The following is a 24,015-nucleotide window of genomic DNA, read 5'->3' on the forward strand; positions in this document are numbered from 1 at the left end:
GGCATTGCCGCCTGCGGAAAGACTCGATGAGCACGTGGCGGACCGGCTCATCGCCCGGCTTCGCCTCACTGTTCCCCGCGCCGAAGCCGCAGCCGCCTCATCGCTCAGAGTTCCGCACCGGTCACCTGAAGAGATTCATTGACATCACAGCCTGACGCAATTAAGCTCTGGAAATTATCGGTAACAAGCTCGAAAATTTCGGTCGATGTCACGGTGTGATCGTGCACATCGGGCCGGGCGCTCGGGTGGAATACGGAACGATCTCAAGGAGGAGAGCCATGTCAGGCGCGTTCGGGCGGATGCCCATTGGAGCGACTCGTCGCGAGTTCATCGGTGTCTCGATCGCCGCGTCCAGCATGGTCGCGCTCGCGGCGTGCAGCAGTGACGACGGCAGCGAGGTGGACATCGACGAGCAGTCGAAGGGAGCGATGGACGACTTCGCCGCGGACACGCAGTTCACCGCGACGGAGCCGTTCACCCTCTCGCTGCTGTGGACGGAGTGGCCCGAACTCCCGATCAAGGACTCGTGGACGTTCTTCGACGAGGTGGAGCAGCGCACGAACGTGAAGTTCGAGCTCACGACCATCCCGTTCAGCGACGCGGTGGAGAAGCGAAGCCTCCTGATCAGCGCGGGGGACGCGCCCCAGGTCATCCCGCTGATCTACACGGGCGACGAGACCTCGTTCGTCTCCTCGGGCGCGATCCTCCCGATCAGCGACTATGTCGAGCACATGCCGAACTTCCAGAAGTACGTGGAGGAGTGGGACCTCGCGGACATGGTCGACAACCTGAAGCAGGCCGACGGCAAGTACTACATGCTGCCCGGCCTCCAAGAGGTCTCGGTGCCGGTCTTCACGCTGATCATCCGCAAGGACGTCTTCGAATCCGTCGCCGGAGGCATTCCCGAGACCTGGGACGAGATGCGCGAGGCCCTGGTCAAGATCAAAGCGGAGTACCCCGACTCCACGCCCCTCGCCGACGGGTTCGAGGCGCAGTCGATGCTGAACTACGCCTCGCACGCGTGGGGGGCGCGGGCCGGATGGGGCTTCGGACCCGGCATGGTCGACGACGGCGGCGGCAAGCTCGAGTACACCGCCGTCACCGAGGGCTACAAGCAGATGGTCGAGTACTTCCGCGGCCTCGTGGCGGACGGCCTGCTCGACACCGACTCGCTCACGGCGGCGAACGACGGCAGTGGCGGCGGGAGCGTGGCGGAGAAGTTCGCGAACGAGACCGTGTTCGCGGCATCCGGATCGAACGGGACGGCGATCGAGTTCGCGCAGGCCCTGAACGAGACGGTCGGCGAGGGCAACTACGAGGTCCTCCAGATCGCTCCGCCCGGCGGCCCGGCCGGCCAGGTGGTCGAACCGCGCAACTTCTGGAACGGGTTCATGCTCAACTCCGAGATCACCGAATCCGAGCATTTCCTCGCGACACTCCAGTTCCTCGACTGGCTCTACTACAACCCCGAGGCCCGCGAGCTGCTCCGGTGGGGCGTGCTCGACGAGACGTACACGAAGGACGCCGACGGCAAGATCGAACTCAAACCGGAGTACTCCCTCAACGCCTTCAACATCAACCCGGACGGGGAGACGGACATCCAGGAGGATCTCGGCTGGTCGAACTCCGTGTTCGCCGACTCGACCGAGTCGCGCGCCCTCAAGGAGTCGTACAACCCGTCGGAGTTCGTGGCGTACATCGACGCCGTGCTCTCCACCCGCACGCCGCGCGACCCCTATCCGCCGGCGCCGCTCGACGAGCTGGAGCTCGAGCAGTCGTCGCTCCTCGCCACGCCGCTCAAGGACACGGTCGACACGAACACGTTGAAGTTCATCACCGGCGACCGCGACATCGCCGAATGGGACGACTACGTGGCCGAGCTCGAAGCCCAGGGCCTCGCGGAATACGTCGACCTCATGAACGCCGCTCGCGACCGCTTCGAGGAGGAGAACTCCTGATCCGCCTGTCGGGGCGCCGCCCCCGACGCGGACGGGAGGGAGTGCACATGCCCCTCACGCAAGACGAGCAGTCCCCGTGGCGGACGACCCTCGAATCGCCCGATGACGCCGCATCCGACAGGCCCGTGAGCAGCCCTGCGACGACGCAGCCCGGCCCGCGCCGGCTGTCGAAGCGGAAGCGGAAGACCTGGCGAGAGGCGTTCCGACGAGACTGGCAGCTCTACAGTCTCGCCCTGCTGCCCCTGATCTTCCTCGCGATCTTCAAGTACGGTCCCATGATCGGAAACGTCATCGCGTTCCGGAGGTTCCGCCCCGGCGGGAACATCTTCGGCGACGAGTGGGTCGGCCTCCGATACATCGAGCTGTTCATCAACGACCCGACGTTCTGGCACGTGTTCGCGAACACGGCGATCCTGGGCGGACTGACCCTCGTGGTCGGCTTCCCGCTCCCCATCGTGCTCGCGCTCATGCTGAACGAGGTGCGGAAGAAGTACTTCAAGAAGATCGTGCAGTCGATCTCCTACCTGCCGCACTTCCTCTCGGTCGTCATCGTCGTCGGCATGCTCATGCAGCTCCTGTCGTTGCAGGGGACGGTCAACCAGATCATCGCCGCGTTCGGCGGCGAGGGCATCCCGTTCCTGCAGCGGCCCGAGTGGTTCCGCGCCGTCTACGTCGGATCCGAAGTGTGGCAGACCGTCGGCTGGGGGACCATCCTCTACCTGGCGGCGCTCACCACGGTCGACGACTCCCTGTACGAGGCGGCGAGGATCGACGGGGCGGGCCGGTGGCGCCAGACCTGGCACGTCACGATCCCCGGCATCCGCCCGATGATGATCACGCTCCTGATCCTCAACATCGGGACGTTCCTCAACGTCGGCTTCGAGAAGGTGCTGCTGCTGTACAACCCGCTGACGTACGAGACGGCCGACGTCATCTCGACGTACCTCTACCGGGTCGGCCTCGTGTCGAACAATCTCAGTTATGCGGCGGCGATCGGCCTGTTCCAGGCGCTGATCGGCCTCGTGATGGTGCTTTCCGCGAACCTGATCTCGCGGCGGATGGTGGGGACGAGCCTGTGGTGAACGATGTGATCTCGAAGAGCGAGGCGAAGCCGGCGGGCGGGAGGCCGCGGCGGACGAAGGAGTCGACCGGCGTGCGCGCCTTCGGCGCCGTCAACGCGACCCTGCTGGTCCTCCTGTGCGTGCTCATGCTGTACCCGTTCATCACGGTCCTCGCCCAGTCGTTCAGCTCGGCGGGAGCGATCAACGCTGGCAAGGTGAGCTTCTGGCCCGTCGGCTTCAACGTCGACACCTACGCCGCCGTGATGTCCGACGGCACGTTCTGGCGCAACTACGGCAACACCGTGCTCTACACCGCGGTCGGGACGACGATCGCCATGGTCCTCACCACGACCTACGCGTACGTCCTGTCGAAGAAGCACCTCAAGGGCCGGAACGTCCTCATCGGAATCGCCGTGTTCACGATGTTCTTCAACGGCGGCCTCGTGCCGAACTACGTCCTCATCTCGTCGCTCGGGATGAAGAACACCATGTGGGCGATCGTGCTTCCCAATGCGATCTCGGTGTTCAACCTCCTGGTCATGAAGTCGTTCTTCGAGAACCTGCCGAAGGACCTCGAGGAGGCCGCGCAGATCGACGGACTCGGCTGGTACGGCATCTTCGGGCGGATCGTGCTGCCCCTGTCGAAGGCGGTCATCGCCACGATGGTGCTCTTCTACTCGGTCCAGTACTGGAACGACTGGTTCGCCGCGTTCCTCTACCTCGACAAGAGCGAGCTGTTCCCCGTCACGCTGTTCCTGAGGAACCTCATCGCGGGGGCCTCCACCACGGCCTCCGAAGGCGCGGCGGCCGCGGGGACGACGACCGCGCTGGTCTCCACGAACATCCAGGCGGTGACGATGGTCCTCACCGTCATCCCCATCCTGTGCGTCTACCCCTTCGTGCAGCGCTACTTCGTGTCGGGCGTCATGCTGGGATCGGTCAAGGGATGACGGGGACCGGCATGAACACGACACCCGCCGACGAGATCGGCTCGGGCCCGCTCTCCCGCTTGGCCGCGGCGGTCTACCGGCATCTCGTTCTCGGAGTGTTCCTCGCGGTCTGCGGCCTGCCGACCCTGCTGCTCTGGATCCTGCTGTCTCCCGAGCCCTCGAACGTCGCGCTCTTCGTCGGCGCGCTCCTGCCCGCCGCGCCCGCGCTCTCGGCGGCGTTGTACGCGCAGCGGGCATGGTCGACCGAGCCGGACCTGAGCCCGGCGCGGCCGCTGCTCCGCGGGCTGCGGCTGAACCTGCGGGACACGCTTTCCTGGTGGGTCCCCGTGCTCGCGTGCACGACGGTGCTCGCCGTGAACGTCCTCTTCGCCGATCGGGTCGCCGGAGGCGAGATCCTGCGGCCCGTGTGCGTCGTGCTCATGGTGGTGCTCGCCGTGTGGTCGGGACACCTGCTCGTGGTGACCTCCTTCTTCTCCTTCCGCGCCCGGGACGTGCTCCGCGTGGGGGCGGCCGAGTTCTTCCTCTCCTGGAAGTCGTCCCTCGGCATCCTCTCGCTCCTCGTCGTGGCGACGGCCACCGTGGTCCTGAGCTCCGAGGCGCTGCTGCTCCTCCTGGGATGGGCGTTCGCCGCCGCGCTGTGGCTGGTCGTCCGGCCGGTCATCGCTGACATCACCGAACGATTCACGATTCACGACTGACGTCGACGGCGTTCGAGGCTTGCGACGTTAGACTTTCGCGATGGCCCCCATTGACGCAAGCGCTTCCCAAGGCGACGCTCCGCAAGGCGAACCCCTCACCATCGCGCAGATCGCCGAACTCGCCGGGGTCTCGACGGCCACGGTCTCCAAAGTGGTGAACGGGCGCGTCGACGTCGCACTCGAGACCAGGGGGCTGATCGAGGAGCTCATCCGCCGCCACGGCTATCGGAGGCAGAAGCGCCCCAGCAAACCGACGGCGCTGCTCGAAGTGGTCTTCCATGAGCTGCGCGGCCTGTACGGCATCGAGATCCTCAACGGCGTCCACCCGGTGGCGCGGCAGCACGGTCTCGGCGTCGTGGTCTCCGAGCTGGAGGGCCGGCACACGCCCGGACGGGGATGGGTCGAGGAGGTGCTGGCCCGTCGGCCGACCGGCGTGCTCTCGGTGTTCGCCGGGCCGACCGTCGACCAGAGCGAGCAGCTGGACAGCCGCGGGATACCGCTCGTGTTCGTCGATCCCACCGGCGAGCCGAGCCACCGCTTTCCCTCGGTGGGCGCGAGCAACTGGAACGGCGGACTCGCCGCCACGCGGCACCTGCTCGAACTCGGCCACCGCCGCATCGCCGTGATCACCGGTCCTGAGCACATGATCGCCAGTCGCGCCCGACTGGACGGCTACCGGGCAGCCATGGACCTGGTCGGCGTTCCCGTCGATCCGGGCCTGATGCGCGTCGGCGATTTCGAGATCGCGAGCGGGCGGGAGCTGGCCCGCGAGCTGCTGCGCCTGAGCGAGCCGCCGACGGCGGTGTTCGCCTGCAACGACGGCATGGCCCTCGGGGTGTACCAGGCCGCGACCGAGGCGGGGCTGCGCATCCCCGACGACCTCAGCGTCGTCGGCTTCGACGACCTGCCGCTGGCCGAATGGCACATTCCTCCGCTCACCACCGTCCGCCAGCCGCTCCACGAGATGGCCGCCGCGGCCGCGAACATGGTCGTCGCCGTCGCCGAGGGAAAGGCATTGCACCGGCACCGCGTCGAACTGTCCACTGAACTGATCGAGCGCGCCAGCACGGCCCCGCCTCGCCGGACGGCGTTCCGGTAGACGGCGTGGCCGTGGCCGTCGGCGGGGTGCCGCCGACCGGTGCGGCGGCCCGGCAGGGCCCGCTCGCAATAGTCGAAGTACGCCGCGTTTCCCGGGGAGAGGCGGTGGTCGGCACGGACGTCGCAGAGCAGCCGGACGACGACGATGAAGCGCAGGGAAAGGCTCACCGGCGGCCGAGGTCGGTGCGGTTCGCGGCCGCCGGTGAGCGCGCTGCCCGGCGGGTGCCGCCGCCTTCAGTTCAATGCGGCGAGCACGGCGGAGTACGCCTCCTTCTTCTGGTAGTCGCCGTCGAAGAGCAGCGGCGTCTCGTCGGATCGCCAGGAGTACTTGTCGGTGATGCCCCAGACGGTGATGCCGGTGCACCGGTCGACGGCCATGCACGCCTCGGTGACGGTCCGGTACACCTCGGCCTGAGCCGACCCCGAGCCGCCGACGTCGAGCTCGGTGATCTCCACGTCCACGCCCAGGTCGGCGAAGCGCTGGAGGTTCGCCTGGTAGGTCGACAGGTCCGCGCCGGTGGACAAGTGCGACTGGAAGCCGACGCAGTCGATCGGGACGCCGCGTGCCAGGAAGTCGGCGACCATGTCGTAGATCGCGGTGCTCTTGGCGTTGATCGCGTCGGTGCCGTAGTCGTTGTAGCACAGTTTCGCGTTCGGATCGGCCTGGTCGGCCGCCCAGAACGCCTCCTCGATCCAGCCGTCCCCGAGCTGCTGCTGGAGGTTCGACTGGCGGCGCGAGCCGTCCCACTCGAAGGCCTCGTTGACCACGTCCCACGAGGAGATGTCCCCCGCGTAATGGCCCGCGACCCCGGCGATGTGGTCGAGCATCGCCTGCCGCAGATCGTCGCCGGTCAGGCCCTGGACCCAGCCGGGCTGCTGGGCGTGCCACACGAGCGTGTGGCCGCGCACCTCCATGCCGTTGGCCTGGGCGTGGGCGACGAGCTGGTCGCCGCCGGAGAAGTTGAACTGGCCCCGGTTCGGTTCGGTGGCGTCCCATTTCATGACGTTCTCGGCCACGATCGAGTTGAACTCGGCGTTCAAGGTGTCGACGTACCCGGATTCGCCGAGGTGGTTCGGGACGACGGCGGCGCCGAAGTAGCGGCCGGACTCGGCCGCCGAGGCGCCGAGCGTGTCCGCGGCCTGGGCGTTGTTGGTGAATGTGAGCGCGGCGGCGACGGCCAGGCCGGCGGCCGCCGCGGTGGCGAACGCCGCCCGGACGCGGCCGCGGGCGCCCCGTGCGAGGTGATCGTTGAACATTGATGCTCCTTTCGGATTGCGGTGGTCTCGAAGCGAGGGCGCTGTCCGGTCAGCCGAGTTCGGATTCCCAGACGATGCCCTCGCCCGAGGCGTCTTCGGGCAGGCGGTCGCGAGCGGCGGTGTCGCCGTACAGGCTCCAGCGCATCCAGTCCAGGCTGGTCGCGACGGCCTGGTCGTAGGTCGGGCCGTCCCAGATGAACTCGTCGTGGCCGACCCCGGTGTGGGTCATGAACGCCTTGACCGGCGGCAGTTCGTCGTAGGCCTGGCGGGCCAGGGCGTAGTCGCAGATCGGGTCCTGGTCGCCGTGGACGAACAGGACCTTCGCCGACACCTGCGGCGCCGGGTCGCCCATGTCGACGCAGGCGAACGGGATGGCGGCGACGACGCGGTCGTCGGGCCAGGCGGTGAGCAGGCCGTGGGTGGTCATGCCGCCCAGGGAGTGTCCGGCGACGCCGACTCCCGCGGCGGTGTCGATGCGACCGGCGAAGGCCGCGTCGGACTCGTTCAACGCCAGCGTGCGGGTGATGACCTCGGAGACGTCCATGGACTGGTTGCCGTTGTAGACGTCGCCGATGTCGCCCTCGGTGCCGGTGGAGGTGGTCGGGAAGACCGGCGCGGGCACGATGAACCCGGCCTCGGCCAGCGGAAGGATGTGCGGTGCGTAGCTCCCGGGGTTGCCGCCGAGCCCGTGGCTCCATTCGACGACGGGGAAGGGGCCGTCGGCGATCGGCGCGTCGTCGACGGGGACGCCGGTCGGCTCGCCCGTGGACGGGTAGAAGACCCGCGTCACCAGGCGGCGGTCGCCGCGGTTCCATTCGTATTGGCGCACGCCGATGCCGAACGGCTCGGTCGGTGCGGTCTGCCGGGGCGTCGCCGGCTCGGCGTGCGCGGAGGCGAGGACGGTGCCGGTGGCGGCCGCGGCGCCGGCCGCGGCCGCGAGGCCGAGGAATGCGCGTCGTCGTACGGACATGTGTGGCTCCTTTGCGGATATCGGGGTGGGAGGCGGCCGACGGGCGTCCGGCTCGCGGCCGCCTCCCTGGGACGGGTCGGCGGTCGGTCTCAGCAGGCGGGGCCGGTCATGTCGGCCAGCCCGAGCCGGTACGGCAGTTGTGAGTAGTCGCCGCCGGCCGAGGGGTCCACGCCCTGGTAGAGCAGCTGCAAGTTGCACGGGTCGATGGTCATGGTCTGGTCGTGGCCGGAGCGGATGAGTTCGCCGTGGCTGATGTCCTGGGTCCATGCGCCGCCGGGGAAGGAGACGTTGCCGGCCCGGGCGAACGGGTTCGCCTCGGTGTCGGCCAGGGGCTGCCACTGGCCGTTCAGGCCCTGGGAGGTGAACGACCGGTACCAGCGCCGCCCGTCGGAGCCGATGGCCTCCATGATGAGCAGGTAGGTGTCGCTCTCGCCGACCCGGTAGACCGCTTCGCCCTCGAACAGGTTGTTCTTGGTGTCCTGGAGGACGATCTGGGTGTTGTCGAAGCCGCCCGGGAACTCGCCCACGCTGGTCTCGGCCCGGTAGAGGTGGCCGTTGTCGTCGGCGGAGAACAGGTAGCACATCGCGTCGTCGCAGACGACCCAGTAGTCGAGCCAGTGGCCGTCGCCGATGTTGTCCTCGACGATGTCGGGCATGGAGTCCTGGAAGTTCCTCGGCGCCGACCAACTGTGCGGGTCCGAGATGTCGGTCGTGGTCGAGTAGGAGGGCAGGCCGGTCTGGTAGACCAGGTACCACAGCCCTTCCGGTTCGAAGTAGAACACGTGCGGCGCCGCCGCGTAGCGCGAGCCGATGTTCGGGTTGGTGTCCAGGAAGGTGTGCGGGGCGCTGGATGCCTGCGACCAGTCGGAGAAGCTCGTGTACGCCAGGCTCCAGGCGCCGGCGGTGTTCGCGGTCGTGAAGAACACGTGCCACTGGCCGTCGTAGTGCACGACCGTGGGGTCCTTGGTCGAGACGACGTCGTGGCCGCCGTCGGGCTTCGGTCCGATCAGTGCGCCGCTGGATTCCCACTGGAAGCTCGACGGGAGCTCGTCGGCCTGCGCCGGGGAGGCCGGCGGCTCGGCGGTGGCGGTGAGCGACGCCGCGGCGAACGCGCCGGCCAGCGCGACCGCGACCACCGCGATCCGCGATCGTGTCTTGAAAATCCTCTTCATCATCCGCCTTTCAGCTTGGGGGACCGAGCGAAGTTATCGTTCACAACCTGACGGCTGCGAGCGCTCTTCGCGCTGTCCGCCAGGGGTGAATGCTCGGATGGGGAACATGAACTCGAATATATGAATATCTACGCATGCGGGCGGTTGCTCGGCTCCGCCCTTGCCGAAACTTACGGAGCTTGTTCCGAAAATTTCGATCCTCAGACTATAGATATGGATCGATATGCTGTCAAGGCCCCCGAAAGGGGCGATCACGTTCATTTCAGCGGTCCATGCCCCGCCGCCGGCCTCGCGATGAGTTCGACAGGCTGGAGACGGTCGCCGACCGACCGAAGCCGAGACGAGTCTCGCTCAAGCCGAACGCCGGCGCGGGTCGTCTGGAGCCCCGGCCCAGCGCCGCCCGGTCAGTCGGCCTGGGCCGGTATCGCCGTGCGCGGCGCCGAGCGCCGCCGCATCCGGTGCCGTGTCGGCTTGGGCACCGCCGGCGGGATGCCGTGCGCGCCGGTGGAGGTCATGGCTGCGAGCGCATTGCCAGGCATCGGCGCACTTCTCGCATGCGGTAGGCGATGTGGTCGGCGGTGTCGAGCTCGGCACTGCCGTTGCTGTGCGCGAGGCCGGATGCCCAGAGGCAGTGGGCGGCGTGGCGGGCGGCCATGAGCACCGGCAGGTGCGCCTCGAACGCGATCGGCAGGGCGCGGACGGATCGGTACCCCTGGAGGAAGGCGGTTCGCAGCTGCCCGAAATGCCGGTAGTCGCTGAGGTTGCCCATGATCGGGGCGAGGTCGTACAGGAAGTGGCCCCAGCCGCAGTCGTCGAAGTCGATCACGCCCGCACTCCAGCCGCTCCCGGTGCGGACGGTGTGGCAGTTGCCGAGGATGAAGTCGTAGTGGATGAGCCCGAACGTCTCACGGTCGCGGCCGAGGGTCTCGAAGACCTCGGCGGTCAGCTCCGCTGTGGTGGCGAAGGCCGATCGGTCCTCTCTGGTGAGGAATTCGTGGAAAGGGCCGGGGCGGTAAGGAGAGTGTTCGGTGAACATGGCCTGAGCATCCCAAGTGGGCAGTTGGAATCCGTCCGGCGGCGCGAAGGACTCGGCGGCCCGGTGGAGGTGCGCGAGAACGCGGCCGAGCCGATGCACCCCGCGCGGTCCCAGACCGGTGCCGGGGCGGCGCACCTGTCCGTCGACCCAGGTGAGCAGGTCGCAGTGGACCTGTTGCGACGCGTTCCCGCCGGGATCGGGCAGTGTGACGGTCACCGTCAGCGCATCGTTCGCGGCCCGGAACGGCCTTGGGATCCGGATGCCGACCTCGGCCAGGGGCCGGTGCACGGCCTCGAGGAAGACCAGTTCGGCCAGGGTGTGCTCGGGACGCCGGTAGCGGGGCCGGTGCAGCCGCAGCACCAGTCGCTTCCGCTTGGCGGCCGTCACGGCGAAGACGGCGTTGTTGAGCATCCGGATCGGCTCGGCCGTGACCGGTGCCGGCAGGTCGTAGCGCGTCAAGGCCGCATCGGCCGCGGCGCGGGCGGCATCGGCGTAGGACTGGCCGTCAGGGGGCAAGGCGGCTCCTTCGGTGCGGCACCGGCCGGTGCCGGTGGACCCGTGTCATCACAGCAGACTTCCCCCACCGCGGCAACCGGGTATCGACCCCGACGCCGGTACTCGTACGCCGAGGGCCGCCACTCAGGACTGCGGGGTGTCAGCACGTCCCCGGCTCGGGCGATGCGCCCGGCCTCCCGGGGCCGGAGCGGGCGTGCCCGCGCGGCTATGCGGCTTCGGCGAGGACATCGGCGATCATCCGGTGGCCCTGCGCTTCGAAGTCCTGGTCGCCGACTCGGTAGGACCAGCACGCCGTGCCGATCGCGGCGCGGGCACGCCCGCGGAACCAGGCATCGGGCTCGCGCGGGTCCATGCCGTAGCCGGACAGGAACGCCTCCTCCGCGCCGGGGTGCCAGGCGAACTCCTGGACGGCCAGGCGCTCGAAGTCCGCGGCCGCCGGTCGCAGGCCCGCGCGCCCCAGGTCGATCACCCGCAGGACCCCATCGTCGTGAAGCCAATTTCGGCCTTGCCAGTCGCCATGCGTCGGAACACATGTGACGGCGGTCGACGGCCAGGACCGGACCATGGCCGCCAGCTCGTCGGCGAGCTCCGGCGCGATCCGATGCGGTCCGTCCAGCCACGCCAGCGCTTTGGCGTTCATCCGCGACTCGTAGTCGGAGTCCTCGACCGCCACCTGCGAGTGGTAGGCGCGCAGCAGCTCACCGGCCTGCACGTAGGTGTCCGTCTCGGCGGCCGCCGCCGTTCCCTGGACCAGAGCGCCGGGCAGGTATTCCGTCACCAGGATCTCGGCGTCGACATCGGCGTGCAGCATCCGGGCGGCCCGGCCGCGTCGAACCCACGGCCCGGTCCACTCGCGATGCGCACGGATCTCCCGTTCGGTGTGATGGTCCGAAGTGCGGCCCGCCTTGACGACGACGAGCTGCTCGCCCGCCCTTGCTCGGAGTACTGCGGTTTCGGCGGACTTCCAGCTCATGTCGGCTTCGATCTCGATACCGGGCAGCCAGGCTTCGATCAGTTCGCGCTGTCGAGGAGCGAGCGCGCTCAATGGATGGGTCACCGAGGCGAGCATAGTGCTCGACGGTGGCGGCCGGTTCGGCCCGCGGTTCACCGAGCGGATCGACGGCAGGCGGCGCCGGCCGATGGCCCCGGTGCCCGGCTCGACGCGCTTCTTGCGGGCCGCGGGATGCCGAAGCGGCCACGGTGGCGCAGGCGGGCCGTCGTCCAGCGCGTGTGCCTGGAGACCGACCGGTGCGCCGCCTTCGCGCGACGGGCCTCAGGCGGCCCGGCGATAGTGCATGGCGACCGCGCCGTTGCCGAGCGGATCGGCCGAGATCAGGTCGAGGTTTCGGGTGCCGGGCAGTCCGTCCTGGTACAGGGTGGGGCCGTGGCCGGCGATCATGGGATGGACGAGGAACTTGTACTCGTCGATCAGGTCCAGTCGGTCCAGCGCCGTCGCGAGTTTGCCGCTGCCGAGGAGCACCCCCTCGGGAGTCCGGTCCTTGAGTTCCTGGACCGCCGTGCGCAGGTCGCCCTCGACGTGGTGGCTGTTGGTCCACGGGAAGTCGCTCCGCGTCGACGACACGACGTACTTCGGCTTGGCCTCCAGCTTGAGCGCCCACGCGCGCATCGCCGGCGGCGCGTCGACCTCGCCGCGGGCGACCTTCGGCCAGTGGCTTTCCATCATCTCGTAGGTGGTGCGGCCCCAGAGCATCGCGCCGCTCTCGTCCATCAGGCGAGTGAAGTGCGCGTGCGTCTCATCGTCGGCGATGCCCTCCTCGTGGTCGACGCAACCGTCCAGAGTGAAGTTGATGCTGAACGTCAGAAGCCCCATGCGGCGGATTCCTCCTCTGATACCGGCTCCTGCGTCGCAGCAGCGGGCGAATGGATGTACACGGCGTATACATCCACTGTAAAGTGGTCACGAGCGACGCGTCAAGCGGTCAGGGGTGGTGCGAGGTGGAGAGGGCGGCACGGACCGGCTACCACCACGGCGACCTGCGATCGGCACTGGTCGAGACCGGGCTGGAACTGACACGCCTGGGCGGTCCGGAAGCGCTGAGCATGCGGGAGGCCACGCGCAGGACCGGAGTCACCGCGCGTGCGGCCTACCGGCACTTCGCCGATCGCGATGCGCTCTTGGCGGTGGTCGCCGCGAGGATTCAGGACAAGATGGCCCAGTCCATGCGCGAGCGGATGCCGGACGGCGAGGGCGATGGTCCGGCCAATCGGGCCGTCGCCCGGTTGCGGGGCGTGGGGTTGGGGTACGTGGAGTTCGCATTGCACGAGCCCGGATGGTTCCAGGTCGCCTTCTTCGCGCCGGATGGGATCACGCGTCCCGACGGCCGTACGCCGCCGCCCCTGGTCATGCTGCGGGAGGCGCTCGACGGCCTCGTCGAGTCCGGCTCGTTGAGCGTCGGACGGCGCGCCGGGGCCGAATGGTCGTGTTGGTCCACCGTGCATGGCTTTGCCGAGCTCGCCATACAGGGGCCGTTGCGAGGCCGCGACCCGGCGGTCCTCCGCCGGTTCGCCGAGCAAGCGGTCGACGACGTCATCGCGGGCATCTGCCGAGGGGCGGGCACCGCATGATGCAGATCGGCTCCCGATGCCGCAGACCGGACATGCCCTGGCCCGCGCGGGACGTGGACGAGGCGACGACGGCCGCCTCGCCGCGGGCCGCCTCGGCGGCCCCGTGTCCGTGCGGTCAGCGGAGGAACGGGAACCGCCGCACCAGGGCCGAACCCCTCCACGGCCTCCCCAGCCCGAAGTCGTCACCGGCGTCGGTGGCGGCCAAGAGGACGAGCGCGGCCATGTAGACGAGGTGCTCGTCCATGAACGGGTTGTTCTCCGGTTGGAACATCGCCGCCCACAGCGAGAGCAGGAGGAGGCTCCCGCCGAAGGCGGCCAGGCGCATGCCCATGCCGAGCAGCAGGGCGATGGCCAGTGCGGCCTGCGCCCCCATGAACAGCCAGTCGACCCACGCCTGCCCGGCCAGCGCCTGGAACGCCCCGCCGAAGGCGCCGTCGCGGCTGGCGAGGAAGCCTCCTGTGGGGCTGCCGCCCGCGGTCCAGGCCCGTTCCGGCGGCGTGGAGAAGCCCAGGCCGAAGATCTTGTCGAGCAGGGACCACAGGAAGATCCACCCCAGGGACAGCCGCAGGAGCACCAGCGCCGTGCGGGCCGAGGGGCGCAGGATTCGCGGCTCGGCGGTCCGGGCCGCGCGCAGCGGCACGGCCTCGCTGAACGGCGTCGTCACCACTCTTCCGTTGCCGCGCGCGCTCATCGGAGTGCCCTTGCCGACGCGGCCGGCTCGGAGCCGTTCCCGGCCCCGTCGGCCGCTCGGATGGGTCCCGAGACCGCGCCGGGCATCTCGAACGGCTCCTCCGGCGTACCGCGGGCGATCGATCGTCTTCTCATGGGTTCGTCCTTCGCGTCGAGGAATTGCCTCCACTGACTGATACGGACGCCGGGCCCCAATAGATTTCGATGTACGTCGATTTATTCAGCGATCGGGCAGGGAGGCCGTCAGCGTGGTCCCGTCCGGGGCCACCAGCAGCACCTCGCCGATCTCACCGATATCGGCCTCCACGGTCGCGCCCGCGCCGCACGAGGTGGACGCCACCTCGCACGAGCCGACCGTGGCGGTCCACTCGTCGGTGGTCACGATCAGGTCGTACGAGCCGGGCTCGGACGCCTCGCCCAGGACCGCGAACACCCACGACGGCTCCCCCTGGTACAGGAACACGTGGCCGACCTGCACGCCGTCGTCGAGGATCGGCGCGGCGGTGAAATAGCGGCCGTCGGCGACCGCGAGCGTGTGCTCGTAGCGGTCCGCCAGCTCGCGTTCGTCCGCGGTGACGGTCCAGACCGTCCCTCCCGCGGCGGCTGCGATCACCACAGCGGCGGCCACGGCCGCCAACGGCCTCAGGGCCCGGTGCCGCCACCGCGCTCGCGCGCGCACCGGACGCTCGGCTCCGGCGCCGCCTTCGGACCTGATGCGGTCGAAGACGGCGCTCTCGAAGCCCGCGGGCGGCTGGTGCTGCGGAGCGATGAGCAGCACCTCGTCCGCCACCCTGGTCAACTCCTCGAGCTCGCGGCGGCAATCGTCGCATCCGGCCAGGTGGGCGAGGACGCTGGCGCGGTCCGGCCCGCTGGCCGCGCCGGTGGCGAGCTCGGCGAGGCCCTCCTGGAACTCGTCGCAGCGTGTCGACTCAGTCATGGCGCACCTCGAGGATCTTGCGCAGTCGTGTCAGGCCGGTGCGTATGCGGGTCTTGGCGGTGCCCAGGGGGATCCGCTGCTGCTCGCCGATCTCCCGCGCGGTCAGTCCGAAGTGTACGGACAGCACGACGGCCACGGCCTGCTCCTTCGGCAGCGCCCGCAGCGCGGCGGTCACGTCGTCGGAGTCGTCCACGCGGTCGCCGTCGTCGCCGCGCGCCATCATCAGCTCCGCCATCGCCACCGGCTCGGTCGCCAGCTCGCGCCGGACCCGCAGGACGTCGATGGCGACGTTGCGGGTGATCGTGAGCAGCCACGTCGAGGCCTGCGCCCGTCGAGGGTCGTAGTTGCCCGCGTGCCGCCAGGCGCGCACGAAGGCCTCCTGTGCGACCTCCTCGGCCACCGCGGGCACGCCCACCACGGAGAGCGCCATGCCGTAGACGCGGGCCTGGTGGCGCCGGACGAAGGCGGCCATGGCGTCGGCGTCGCCGGTCGCGACCCCCGCGAGCAGTGCCTCGTCTGACACTTCCATATCAGTTCTACGGAACCACACGCCGAATGGATTGCGCCGGAGGCCGCCCGATCCGAAGATTCGCCCGACCCGCCGCAATCCATTCGCCGCTCCGCTTCGTATCACATGGTGAGACCACGACGAGAGGAGTGGAGACATGAAACCCAAGCTGTTGGCCCTGTCCGCGGTGGGCGTCCTCGCGCTGGCCCTCGCCGCCTGCGGAGAGGACGCCGAGGACGGCGGCGCCTCGGGCGGCGACGGCCCCACGGTGGCGATCGTCCAGCCGGCCGACGGGGACGCCCTCAGCGCGCCGTTCGCGTTCGAGGTGGACTCGAGCGAGGACCTCGGACCCACCGACACCGGCGCCCACCACGTCCACCTGTACGTCGACGGCGACGACAGCGTCTACGAGGTCATCGAGGCGGGCAACGGGGAGGAGGTCGAGATCTCGGCCGATTCGCCGATCCTCGAAGGGCTGGAGGACGGCGAGCACACGCTGAACGTCTCGCTGCGCCACGCCGACCACTCCGCGGCGGGAGCCGAGGACGAGATCACCGTCATGTTCGGCGAGGCGGGCCCGGGGAACGCCGATGACCCCGGCGACGTCGGCGATGGCTACTGAACCCGGCCGGACCGTCGAGCGCAACAGCGCCCGTGCCCGCTGGTTCCACGCCGCCGTCTACCTGACGGTGCTGGTGCTGATGGGCACGGGCTGGTGGCTCACGCTGGGGCAGGAGGGCAGGCCCAGCCCCTTGGCCGCCGTGACCGGCCTGCCGGACGCCGAGATCCACACGGCCGTCGGCTGGGCCCTCACCGCGATCGCCGTGGCGGGCCCGGCCCTCGGCCTCCGCGGCGCGAAGGCGCTGCTCGTCGACTCCGCGCGGTTCCGGCGCTCGGACCTGCACTGGGCGGCCGGCTGGCCGAAGGCCGTGTTCACCGGCCGCTTCGCCCGCCACGAGGGACGTTTCGACCCCGGTCAGCGCATCGCCAACCTCGTGATGGTCGCGCTGCTGCTGGCCCTGATCGTCAGCGGGATCGGACTGTGGGCCGTCTCGGGCGGCCCGGCGTTCGTCTGGTTCAACCGGATCCACCGGTGGGCCACGTACGCCATCACGCCGGTGATCCTCGGGCACATCCTCATCGCGGCGGGCGTGCTGCCCGGTTACCGGGGCGTCTGGAGGGCGATGCACCTCGGCGGGCGGCTCCGCCGCGGCGACGCCGCACGAGTGTGGCCCGGCTGGCTGGAGCGCACGACCCGAGGCCGGTGAACCGGCGGCGGGAAATCGCTTCAGCGCCCGCCCGCGGCGTCCGGAGGCGGTCGACATTCGCCACGTCTGCTCTGCCTGAACGGCGCGTTCTTCGCGCACGGTGACATCTGACATACTTCGTGGCCGAACGATGCGGCCGAGCTCGCCGCCGCGGCTATCGTCGGAGGCGAATCTTCGGCGGTGGGGCCCGCCGACCCCGAAGGGGGCAACCGCAGCGCCGCCAACGGTCCCTACCAGCACCGCACGCCCGCGCCCTGGTAGGAGCATCCATGACGCAACCCGACGCCCCCGCATCCGTGATCGACCCCGACGTCGATCTGCGCGTTCGATCCCAGCGCCGCGAGCTGCGGCGCGCCCCTTGGGCCGTGCTCGGCGTCATCGGCCTCGGCGGCGCGGCGGGCGCGCTGGCCCGCCACGGCGTCGACGCGGCCCTGCCGCACCGGGCGGGGGAGTTCCCGTGGTCGACGCTCGCCGTCAACGTCACCGGCTGCCTGCTCATCGGCGCTCTCATGGTCCTCATCACCGAGGTCTGGGCCGCGCACCGGCTGCTGCGGCCGTTCCTCGGCACCGGGGTCCTCGGCGGGTTCACCACCTTCTCGACGTACATCGTCGACGCCCAGCACCTCGCCGCCGCCGGGGCGGCGCGCACGGCCCTGGTCTACCTGTTCGCGACCCTGATCGGCGCGCTGTTCGCCGTCTGGGCCGGGGCCGCGGCGACCCGGGCGCTCGCCGTCGGCCGCGCGGCGAAGGAGGAGCGGCGATGACCGTCCTGCTCGTCGCCGTCGGGGCCGCGGTCGGCGCCCCGCTGCGGTACCTCGTCGACCGGGCGGTCCAGTCCCGCCACGATTCGCTGTTCCCCTGGGGCACCTTCTGCGCCAACACGACCGGATCGTTCATCCTCGGCGCCCTGGCCGGCGCCGCGCTCGCCGGGGCGTCCTCGGACCCGGTCACGGCCCTGCTCGGGACGGGGCTGTGCGGGGCCCTGACCACGTACTCCACCTTCGGGTATGAGACGGTCCGACTCATCGGGGAGCGCGCCCGCCTCATCGCCGTCCTCAACGCGGCCGCCAGTGTCGCGGGCGGCCTGGGAGCCGCGCTCGTCGGCCACACCCTCGCCCAGGCGGTCATCGCATGACCGCGCCTCGGCCGCTGGAGATTCGTCATCGCCTTCAGCGTCCGTGGCACCGCAGGCGCCGCAGCGCTAAAATCGGCTGTGGCGGACCTGCCATCGGCGACTGCGGTGCCGCCCCGCCCGTAGGCGTCACCGGTCGTCGAGGCGACGACACTGGATCCCGGTCCGCCGTGCCTCGCCCCGCTTGCGGTGGATCATGCAGCTCCTGTGCCCGGGCGGCGCTGTCGCGATGACGTTCAAGGGAGGGCAATGACCCCTGCGGCGATCCACGAGACGAAGGATCGATTCGAGCACCCCGCGCTGTTCTACTCCGATGAGCACGAGTACCTGGCCGGCACGATCCCGTTCATCGAGGCGGCGCTCACCGCCGACGACCCCGTGGCGGTGGCCGTCCCCGGACGCAATCTGGAATCCGTGCGCAGCGCCTTGGGGTCCTCGGCCGCACGTGTCCTGCTGACCGACATGACCGTGGCCGGCGCCAACCCGGGGCGGATCATCCCCGGCGTGCTGCGCGCCTTCGCCGACGCCCACCCGGGGCGCCGCGTGCGCATCATCGGCGAGCCGATCTGGCCCGGCCGCACCGAACTGGAGTACCCCGCCTGCGTCCAGCACGAGGCGCTCATCAACCTCGCGTTCACCGGCCGCACCGTCTCCATCCTGTGCCCGTACGACACCGAGCGCCTCGACCGGCAGGTGATCGCCGACGCCCGGGCCACTCATCCCGTGGTCGTCGACCACACCGGGCACCACCGCTGCGAGCAGTACGACCCCGGCCGCATCCTCACCGACTACAACCGGCCGCTCCCGCCCCCGCCGCGATCGGCCGTCGAACGCGCCGCCGACCACGCGACGCTCGACAATGCGCGCTGGTTCGTCACCGCGTACGGGCGGAGACTCGGCCTGAGCGCCGAGCGGCTGGTCGATCTCGAGATCGCCGCCACCGAGTTGCTGACCAACAGCATCATCCACGGCGGCGGCATCGGCACCTTCCGCGTCTGGTCGGATGACGAGCTGCTGATCTGCGAGGTCAACGACGCGGGGCGGATCGACGACCCGCTCGCGGGGCGGCGCCCGAGCGGCGAGGCCGAGGACCACGGCCGCGGGCTGCTGCTGGTCAACCAGCTCGCCGACCTCGTCCGCATGCACACCGGCCCGGACGGCACCACCGTGCGGATCCACCTGCGACTGCCCGAAGCGAGTTCCCGCGCGGTGGGATGACCCCCGCGGCCGGGCCGCACTGCCGCTGCCACGGCCCCGGCCGAGCCCTGACCGGGCAAGATGCCGCCATGCCCGGGAGATCGGCTCCAGCCGCCCCTCGGAGGGGCACCGAGCGTCCGCCCTTGCACAGGTCATCGAATAAGCCGTGAACAATCACGACGGTCTTGCTCTCTCGGCCCAAGACTGGCACGCTAGCGGTAGAGAGAACACGCTCGCAACAGCGTCCCAGCCATACCCCTTGTGGCAGAGCGGCCTTCGCGGACATCGACCCATATAGGAGAGCTGCACAGTGACCGAACGACGATGGCGCGTCGTCCTCGCCGGAGCGATGACACTCGGACTGGCGCAACTGGCCGCGTCCCCCGTCGCGGCCGAGACCGACCCCGCCGCGGAGCGACTCGCGGACAAGGCCGCTCCGTCCCTGCTCGCGGAGCTCGAATCCGAAGGCGAGGCCGAGATCTGGGTTCGCTTCCACGGCGCGCCGGACTACGGCGACGCCCTCGGCGCCGACACGAAGACCGAGAAAGGCGCCGCCGCCGTGGCCGCGGCACAGGAGTTCGCCGAGCGCTCCCAGTCCGAGGCGGTCGACCTCCTCGCCGGCGCCGGAGTCGGCTACGAGTCGTATTGGGCGTCCTCATCGATCAGCGCCGTAGCCGACGAAGCCCTGGTCGCCGACCTGGCCGCGCTCGACTCGGTCGCCGAGATCCACCCGGCCGTCGAATACCCGGTGATCGAGCCGCCGGAACCGGACACGACCGACGCCTCGGCCGCCGCCGAGCAATGGGGACTCGACGACATCCGCGCCCCGGAGGTCTGGGAGCAGGGCTTCGACGGCACCGGTGTCGTCGTCGCCGGCAACGACAGCGGCGTCGACTACGACCACCCCGCACTGGTCGACCAATACCGGGGCGACAACGGCGACGGCACCTTCACCCACGACTACAACTTCTTCGACGCCCAAGGCGTCTGCGGCGGCGAGCCGTGCGACGAGCGAGGGCACGGCACGCACACGATGGGCACCATGGTCGGCGACGACGGGGCGGGGAACCGGATCGGCGTCGCCCCGGGCGCCGAATGGATCGCCGTGAACGGCTGCTGCCCCGACCGCGACACGCTCATGGCGGCCGGCCAGTGGCTCGCGGCCCCGACCGACATGGCCGGGAACGACCCCGACCCGTCGAAAGCGCCCCACATCGTCGTCAACTCCTGGGGCTCGCCGTACTGGCAGGACGACCCCTGGTACGAGGACGTCGTGGCCATGTGGCACGCCGCCGGCATCATCCCGGTGTTCTCCGCGGGCAACTTCGGATACCTGGGATGCCGCTCGACCGGCTCACCGGCGGTCTACTCGAACGTGATCGCGGTCGGCTCGCACGACAGCACCGGGACGATCGACCCGGACTCCTCCCGCGGGCCGAACTCCCACGGTGAGCTCAAGCCCGATGTCACGGCACCGGGGGTGGAGATCCTCTCCTCCGAACCGGGAGGCGCTTACGGCACGAGGTCCGGCACCTCGATGGCGGCGCCGCACGTCGCCGGCATGATCGCGCTGATGATCTCGGCGGAGCCGTCGCTGGCGGGCGACTACGACGAGATATACCGGATCCTGACCGGCACCACCGTGGACGCCGAGGACCTGAGCTGCGGAGGCACGGCCGAGGTCGACAACGTCTACGGCCACGGGCGGATCGACGCCTACGCGGCGGTCCAGAGCGCGCTCGCGCTGAACTGACGACCGTGCGGTTCGCCGCGCCGTGTTCGCCGTCGGCGACATCGACGAGCGCGTGGCCCGGCTGCCGGCCAAGGGCGCTCGGCCGGTCGGTGAGATCGTGCCGTACGAGGACCGCTATCGGCTCTGCCGCGTCCGCGGCCCTGAAGGCATCGTCGTCGGCCTGGCCGAGCCGCTCGACTGACCCCGACGCCGTCGAGCGCCGCCGGACGAGTCGGCCTCGGACACCCCGCGGAACGCCCGGCGGGACCCGTGGAGGAACGAACTCATCCGCGCCGGAACCATGAGCGGCACGGAAACGGGTGCGTCGCCCACTCGGCGACGCACCCGTTCGCTCACACTGCGGACACGGTCAGGAGATCTTGAACGCGTCCGCCCGGTTGTTCAGGGCGCCCAGCAGGCGGTCCTGGTCGATCCAGGCGCTGGCGTCGCCGGTGGCGGCGTCGCCCAGCTTGACGTCGCAGTGGTTGTAGGTCTGCACCGAGCTGACGTCGTTGATGAAACCGCCCGGGAGGTTGGCTCCTCCTTCGTCGTCCCCGTAGCCGGCGGAGCACCCGTACTCGTATTCCGGATTGGTGATCACGATCATCCAACCCGCCTGGTACTTGTTGAAGTCCGACCGCTGGTAGAGCCTGGCGACGACCAGGCCCTCCTCCGGCGGCTCCCCAGTGCAGCCGTAGCGTCCGTCGCGGACCGAGCAGTGGTAGAACGTCGTCGAGGCGCTCATGTCCACGTCCCCGAGGTCCTCGAACGTGACGGGCCGGTCGCTCTCGACCGCTTCGATCTGGATCTCGTCGGACTCCTCGGCCGCCGGAGCCTCCGCGCTCACCGGAGCGCTCGGGGCGAGTCCGATCAGGAGCAGCGCCCCCGCGACTACGACCGCGACTCGTGCCCATGCCGCGCGGGCCCTCGTGATGGTGGTTTCCATGGTTCCTCCTCAGCCCCGCCTTCCGGCGGATGCGAATCCGGCGCCGGCGGGGCGTGCATGTGTTCACTTGCGACTGCAATCTTGAACACCTCGGCTAGAAGGAATATCGACGGAACCCAGAAGCGGCCGGACCGCGCATATGCTTGCGGTGGAACGCCGGCCGCGGGGGGCATTTCCGACATCTGGTCACGCGATCTCGACGGAGACTCGATCATGGAGTTCAAGGTGCTCGGCGCGCTCGAGGTGCGCGAGTGTGGAACACCGCTGCCGCTTGGTACCCCACGGATGAGGGCGGTGTTGAGCGTCCTGCTGACCCATCCGAACCAAGTTGTCAGCGTCGACCGCTTCGTCGACGAGCTGTGGCCCGACGGTGGTCCGGCGGCGGCTCGCGGCCAAGTCCACGACTACGTCTCGCGGCTGCGCCGGGCCTTCCGGTCCGCCCCCACCGAGGCACCTGCGAGGCGGCTCGTCACCCGCAAACCCGGCTACCTGCTCGAAGTGGGGGAGGAGGAGCTCGATCGCCACCGGTACGAGCGGCTGTTGGCCGACGCCCGCTCCGCCAGGGAATCGAACGACCTCCAGACGAGTCTGAAGTGCTACCGGGAGGCCGACCGGCTGTGGCGTGGCGGGCCGTTCAGCGACGTGCCGCCGATCAGCTCGGTCGTCGCGGCACAGACCGCACTGGCCGAGCTCCGGCTGATCAGCCGGGAGGAAGGGTACGAGACCGCGCTCGACCTCGGAGTCGAGGAAGGACTGGTGACGGAGCTGTCCAGGCTGGTCGAGGCCTACCCGTTGCGAGAGCGGCTCGTCGCGCAGCTCATGCGGGCGCTGTACCGGACCGGCCGCACCGCCGATGCGCTCGGACTGGCTCGCAGGACGAGGCGACGCCTGGCCGAGGAGATCGGTGCCGACCCCGGGCCCGAGCTCAGGCACCGCGAACTGGCCATCCTTCGCGGCGAGCCGGACCCCCCGCCGCCGGCCGCGCGCGGCCGAGCCGGCGCCGCGGCGCTCGCGCAACTCCCGGCCGACGTCCCCGTCTTCATCGGTCGGCGCGCCGAACTCGAACAGCTGAGGGCGGATCCGAACGGCGGCCCGCGCGGCTCACACGGCCCGTCGATCACCGTGATCGACGGGATGCCCGGAGTCGGAAAGACCGCCTTGGCGGTCCACGCGGCGCACTCGCTCGCGCCGATGTACCCCGACGGGCAGCTCTTCCTCGACCTCCACGGCCATACCGAAGGGCTGGAGCCACTCGAACCGGGGGAGGCGCTCGGATCGCTCCTCCGCCGCCTCGGCGTGTCCGAGCCGCAGATGCCGCCGACCGTCGACGAGCGTGCCGCCCTCTACCGCGGCCTGCTGACCGGTCGGCGGATGCTCATCGTCCTGGACAACGCGTTGGCATCCGGACAGGTGGCACCGCTGCTCCCCGGTGCGGGCGGATCCATGGTGATCGTGACGAGCCGGAGTCGTTCGACGGGATTCCATCATGGGCGGTCCTTGACGCTGGGAGCGATGCCCCGAGACGAAGCGGCGGAGCTGATGCGCCTGTCCGTCCCCGAGGACCGGATCGACGACCGCACCCGGGAGCACATCGCGGAGGCCGTCGACCTGTGCGGTGCGCTGCCGCTCGCGCTGGTGATCTGCGCGTCCCGCCTGGGCGCGCACTCGACCTGGAGCTTCGAGTACCTGGTGGACAGCTTGCGCGGGTGGCGGCGGGAACTGATGGGCGCCGACGCCCCCGAATGCCCGGTGATGGCCTCGGTCGAGCTGTCATTCCAGCGGCTGGCCCCCGAGGAGCGGCGTCTGTACCGGTTTCTCGGCATCGGCTCCGAGCCCGGCGTGGACGCATACGAGGCGGCGGTGCTGATCGGCGTCGAACCGGATCGAGCGCGATACCTTCTGGACCGACTCTTCGAGGCACATCTGCTGGACGAGCCCGCCGAAGGGCGGTACGCGTTCCACGAGCTGCTCCGCCTGCACGCGCTCCGGGCCGCCGAGCGCGATCTGTCCGAGGCCGAACGCCGCTCCGCCGCAGACCGGCTTCGCGAGCACCGCCGGCGGAGCAGACCGGTCGCGGCGCCCCCTCGCCGATGAGAGGCGGAGCGGCTGCGGTGTCGGAGATCCAGTTGCGTTCGTCGAGGGTCCGGAGATGCCGGGCGGACTCGAAGTCGAAGGGGGGTTTGAGCAGTCGGACCTGGGCGGTGACTGATGTGCGGTGGCCGGGTGACAGGTGGCGGCGGGCGGCGGGCACACGGCCTGCCCCGCGCAGGGGCGTCTGGTTCGGTGGTGATGGGCGACGGGCG

General features: G+C 70.0%; 24 protein-coding genes. 14 read left to right on the forward strand and 10 right to left on the reverse strand.

Translation table 11 applies throughout. The features are described 5' to 3' along the window. Positions 1 to 278 precede the first annotated feature (278 nt). From YWW_RS0115250 to YWW_RS0115270, 5 genes are read left to right on the forward strand one after another with little or no spacing between them, the layout of a single operon-like run. Positions 279 to 1,958 (forward strand): ABC transporter substrate-binding protein, encoded by a 1,680-nt coding sequence (locus YWW_RS0115250; protein ID WP_211228574.1) that lies wholly within the window; start codon positions 279 to 281, stop codon positions 1,956 to 1,958. Between the two features lie 47 nt (positions 1,959 to 2,005). Next, a complete protein-coding gene (locus YWW_RS0115255; protein ID WP_081687484.1) occupies positions 2,006 to 3,040 on the forward strand; it encodes an ABC transporter permease in 1,035 nt (344 codons plus the stop codon). Then, complete coding sequence (locus YWW_RS0115260) at positions 3,037 to 3,969, forward strand: carbohydrate ABC transporter permease (protein WP_211228575.1); 933 nt, start codon at positions 3,037 to 3,039, stop codon at positions 3,967 to 3,969. The genes YWW_RS0115255 and YWW_RS0115260 overlap by 4 nt, the downstream gene beginning before the upstream one ends. A gap of 11 nt (positions 3,970 to 3,980) precedes the next feature. Next, the gene (locus YWW_RS30765) at positions 3,981 to 4,667 is read left to right on the forward strand and encodes a DUF624 domain-containing protein (RefSeq protein WP_051815864.1); all 687 of its coding nucleotides are present in this window, start codon (positions 3,981 to 3,983) and stop codon (positions 4,665 to 4,667) included. Positions 4,668 to 4,707: 40 nt separating this feature from the next. Continuing rightward, positions 4,708 to 5,766 carry a LacI family DNA-binding transcriptional regulator gene (locus tag YWW_RS0115270; protein ID WP_051325874.1) on the forward strand — a complete coding sequence of 353 codons (1,059 nt, stop codon included), beginning with the start codon at positions 4,708 to 4,710 and terminating at the stop codon, positions 5,764 to 5,766. 233 nt (positions 5,767 to 5,999) lie between these two features. Here the strand turns inward: YWW_RS0115270 and YWW_RS0115275 are convergent, their stop codons facing one another. The 6 genes from YWW_RS0115275 to YWW_RS0115305 all read right to left on the reverse strand — a co-directional run bounded on the left by YWW_RS0115275 (position 6,000) and on the right by YWW_RS0115305 (position 12,547). Continuing rightward, a complete protein-coding gene (locus YWW_RS0115275) occupies positions 6,000 to 7,022 on the reverse strand; it encodes an endo-1,4-beta-xylanase (RefSeq protein WP_026930787.1) in 1,023 nt (340 codons plus the stop codon). A gap of 49 nt (positions 7,023 to 7,071) precedes the next feature. Further along, positions 7,072 to 7,992: an alpha/beta hydrolase family protein gene (locus tag YWW_RS0115280; RefSeq protein ID WP_026930788.1), complete on the reverse strand. Its 921-nt coding sequence runs from the start codon at positions 7,990 to 7,992 to the stop codon at positions 7,072 to 7,074. Between the two features lie 89 nt (positions 7,993 to 8,081). Next, positions 8,082 to 9,164: a glycoside hydrolase family 62 protein gene (locus YWW_RS30770; protein WP_211228576.1), complete on the reverse strand. Its 1,083-nt coding sequence runs from the start codon at positions 9,162 to 9,164 to the stop codon at positions 8,082 to 8,084. 511 nt (positions 9,165 to 9,675) lie between these two features. After that, positions 9,676 to 10,716, reverse strand: coding sequence for a phosphotransferase enzyme family protein (locus YWW_RS0115295; RefSeq protein ID WP_026930789.1), 1,041 nt, complete (start codon positions 10,714 to 10,716; stop codon positions 9,676 to 9,678). 205 nt (positions 10,717 to 10,921) lie between these two features. Continuing rightward, a complete protein-coding gene (locus tag YWW_RS0115300) occupies positions 10,922 to 11,773 on the reverse strand; it encodes an aminoglycoside phosphotransferase family protein (RefSeq protein ID WP_026930790.1) in 852 nt (283 codons plus the stop codon). Between the two features lie 216 nt (positions 11,774 to 11,989). After that, positions 11,990 to 12,547 (reverse strand): dihydrofolate reductase family protein, encoded by a 558-nt coding sequence (locus YWW_RS0115305; protein ID WP_026930791.1) that lies wholly within the window; start codon positions 12,545 to 12,547, stop codon positions 11,990 to 11,992. An 83-nt stretch (positions 12,548 to 12,630) separates the two neighbouring features. Between YWW_RS0115305 and YWW_RS0115310 the strand changes: the two genes are divergently transcribed. Continuing rightward, positions 12,631 to 13,302 (forward strand): TetR/AcrR family transcriptional regulator, encoded by a 672-nt coding sequence (locus tag YWW_RS0115310; RefSeq protein ID WP_211228577.1) that lies wholly within the window; start codon positions 12,631 to 12,633, stop codon positions 13,300 to 13,302. Between the two features lie 115 nt (positions 13,303 to 13,417). Here YWW_RS0115310 and YWW_RS0115315 read toward each other — a convergent pair whose 3' ends face one another. The 3 genes from YWW_RS0115315 to YWW_RS0115325 form a co-directional block, all read right to left on the reverse strand. After that, complete coding sequence (locus tag YWW_RS0115315) at positions 13,418 to 13,993, reverse strand: DoxX family membrane protein (RefSeq protein WP_026930793.1); 576 nt, start codon at positions 13,991 to 13,993, stop codon at positions 13,418 to 13,420. A 219-nt stretch (positions 13,994 to 14,212) separates the two neighbouring features. Further along, positions 14,213 to 14,929 carry an anti-sigma factor family protein gene (locus YWW_RS34190; protein ID WP_026930794.1) on the reverse strand — a complete coding sequence of 239 codons (717 nt, stop codon included), beginning with the start codon at positions 14,927 to 14,929 and terminating at the stop codon, positions 14,213 to 14,215. Next, positions 14,922 to 15,458, reverse strand: a complete 537-nt coding sequence (locus tag YWW_RS0115325) for a sigma-70 family RNA polymerase sigma factor (RefSeq protein ID WP_026930795.1) — start codon at positions 15,456 to 15,458, stop codon at positions 14,922 to 14,924. Before YWW_RS0115325 ends, YWW_RS34190 begins: the two co-directional genes overlap by 8 nt. 136 nt (positions 15,459 to 15,594) lie before the next feature. On the opposite strand from YWW_RS0115325, the gene YWW_RS0115330 reads away from it, so the two are divergent. The 7 genes from YWW_RS0115330 to YWW_RS36010 all read left to right on the forward strand — a co-directional run bounded on the left by YWW_RS0115330 (position 15,595) and on the right by YWW_RS36010 (position 20,968). Then, entirely contained in the window at positions 15,595 to 16,059 is a 465-nt protein-coding gene (locus YWW_RS0115330; protein ID WP_026930796.1) for a DcrB/PsbP domain-containing protein, read from the forward strand. After that, positions 16,049 to 16,705 carry a cytochrome b/b6 domain-containing protein gene (locus YWW_RS0115335; protein ID WP_026930797.1) on the forward strand — a complete coding sequence of 219 codons (657 nt, stop codon included), beginning with the start codon at positions 16,049 to 16,051 and terminating at the stop codon, positions 16,703 to 16,705. Before YWW_RS0115330 ends, YWW_RS0115335 begins: the two co-directional genes overlap by 11 nt. Positions 16,706 to 16,974: 269 nt before the next feature. Next, complete coding sequence (gene crcB, locus YWW_RS0115340; RefSeq protein ID WP_026930798.1) at positions 16,975 to 17,469, forward strand: fluoride efflux transporter CrcB; 495 nt, start codon at positions 16,975 to 16,977, stop codon at positions 17,467 to 17,469. Beyond that, positions 17,466 to 17,840: a fluoride efflux transporter CrcB gene (gene crcB / locus YWW_RS0115345; RefSeq protein WP_026930799.1), complete on the forward strand. Its 375-nt coding sequence runs from the start codon at positions 17,466 to 17,468 to the stop codon at positions 17,838 to 17,840. The genes crcB (YWW_RS0115340) and crcB (YWW_RS0115345) overlap by 4 nt, the downstream gene beginning before the upstream one ends. A 246-nt stretch (positions 17,841 to 18,086) precedes the next feature. Then, complete coding sequence (locus tag YWW_RS0115350) at positions 18,087 to 19,055, forward strand: sensor histidine kinase (protein ID WP_026930800.1); 969 nt, start codon at positions 18,087 to 18,089, stop codon at positions 19,053 to 19,055. Between the two features lie 289 nt (positions 19,056 to 19,344). Further along, positions 19,345 to 20,787 (forward strand): S8 family serine peptidase, encoded by a 1,443-nt coding sequence (locus tag YWW_RS0115355; protein ID WP_026930801.1) that lies wholly within the window; start codon positions 19,345 to 19,347, stop codon positions 20,785 to 20,787. 22 nt (positions 20,788 to 20,809) lie between these two features. After that, positions 20,810 to 20,968: a VOC family protein gene (locus tag YWW_RS36010; RefSeq protein ID WP_155830197.1), complete on the forward strand. Its 159-nt coding sequence runs from the start codon at positions 20,810 to 20,812 to the stop codon at positions 20,966 to 20,968. Between the two features lie 168 nt (positions 20,969 to 21,136). Here YWW_RS36010 and YWW_RS36015 read toward each other — a convergent pair whose 3' ends face one another. Beyond that, positions 21,137 to 21,712 (reverse strand): hypothetical protein, encoded by a 576-nt coding sequence (locus tag YWW_RS36015; RefSeq protein WP_026930802.1) that lies wholly within the window; start codon positions 21,710 to 21,712, stop codon positions 21,137 to 21,139. Between the two features lie 285 nt (positions 21,713 to 21,997). On the opposite strand from YWW_RS36015, the gene YWW_RS30785 reads away from it, so the two are divergent. Further along, the gene (locus YWW_RS30785; RefSeq protein WP_051325875.1) at positions 21,998 to 23,806 is read left to right on the forward strand and encodes an AfsR/SARP family transcriptional regulator; all 1,809 of its coding nucleotides are present in this window, start codon (positions 21,998 to 22,000) and stop codon (positions 23,804 to 23,806) included. The last annotated feature ends 209 nt before the right edge of the window (positions 23,807 to 24,015 follow it).

Origin of the sequence: Glycomyces tenuis DSM 44171, from assembly GCF_000427885.1 — a bacterium.
Classification (GTDB): Bacteria; Actinomycetota; Actinomycetes; order Mycobacteriales; family Micromonosporaceae; genus Glycomyces; species Glycomyces tenuis.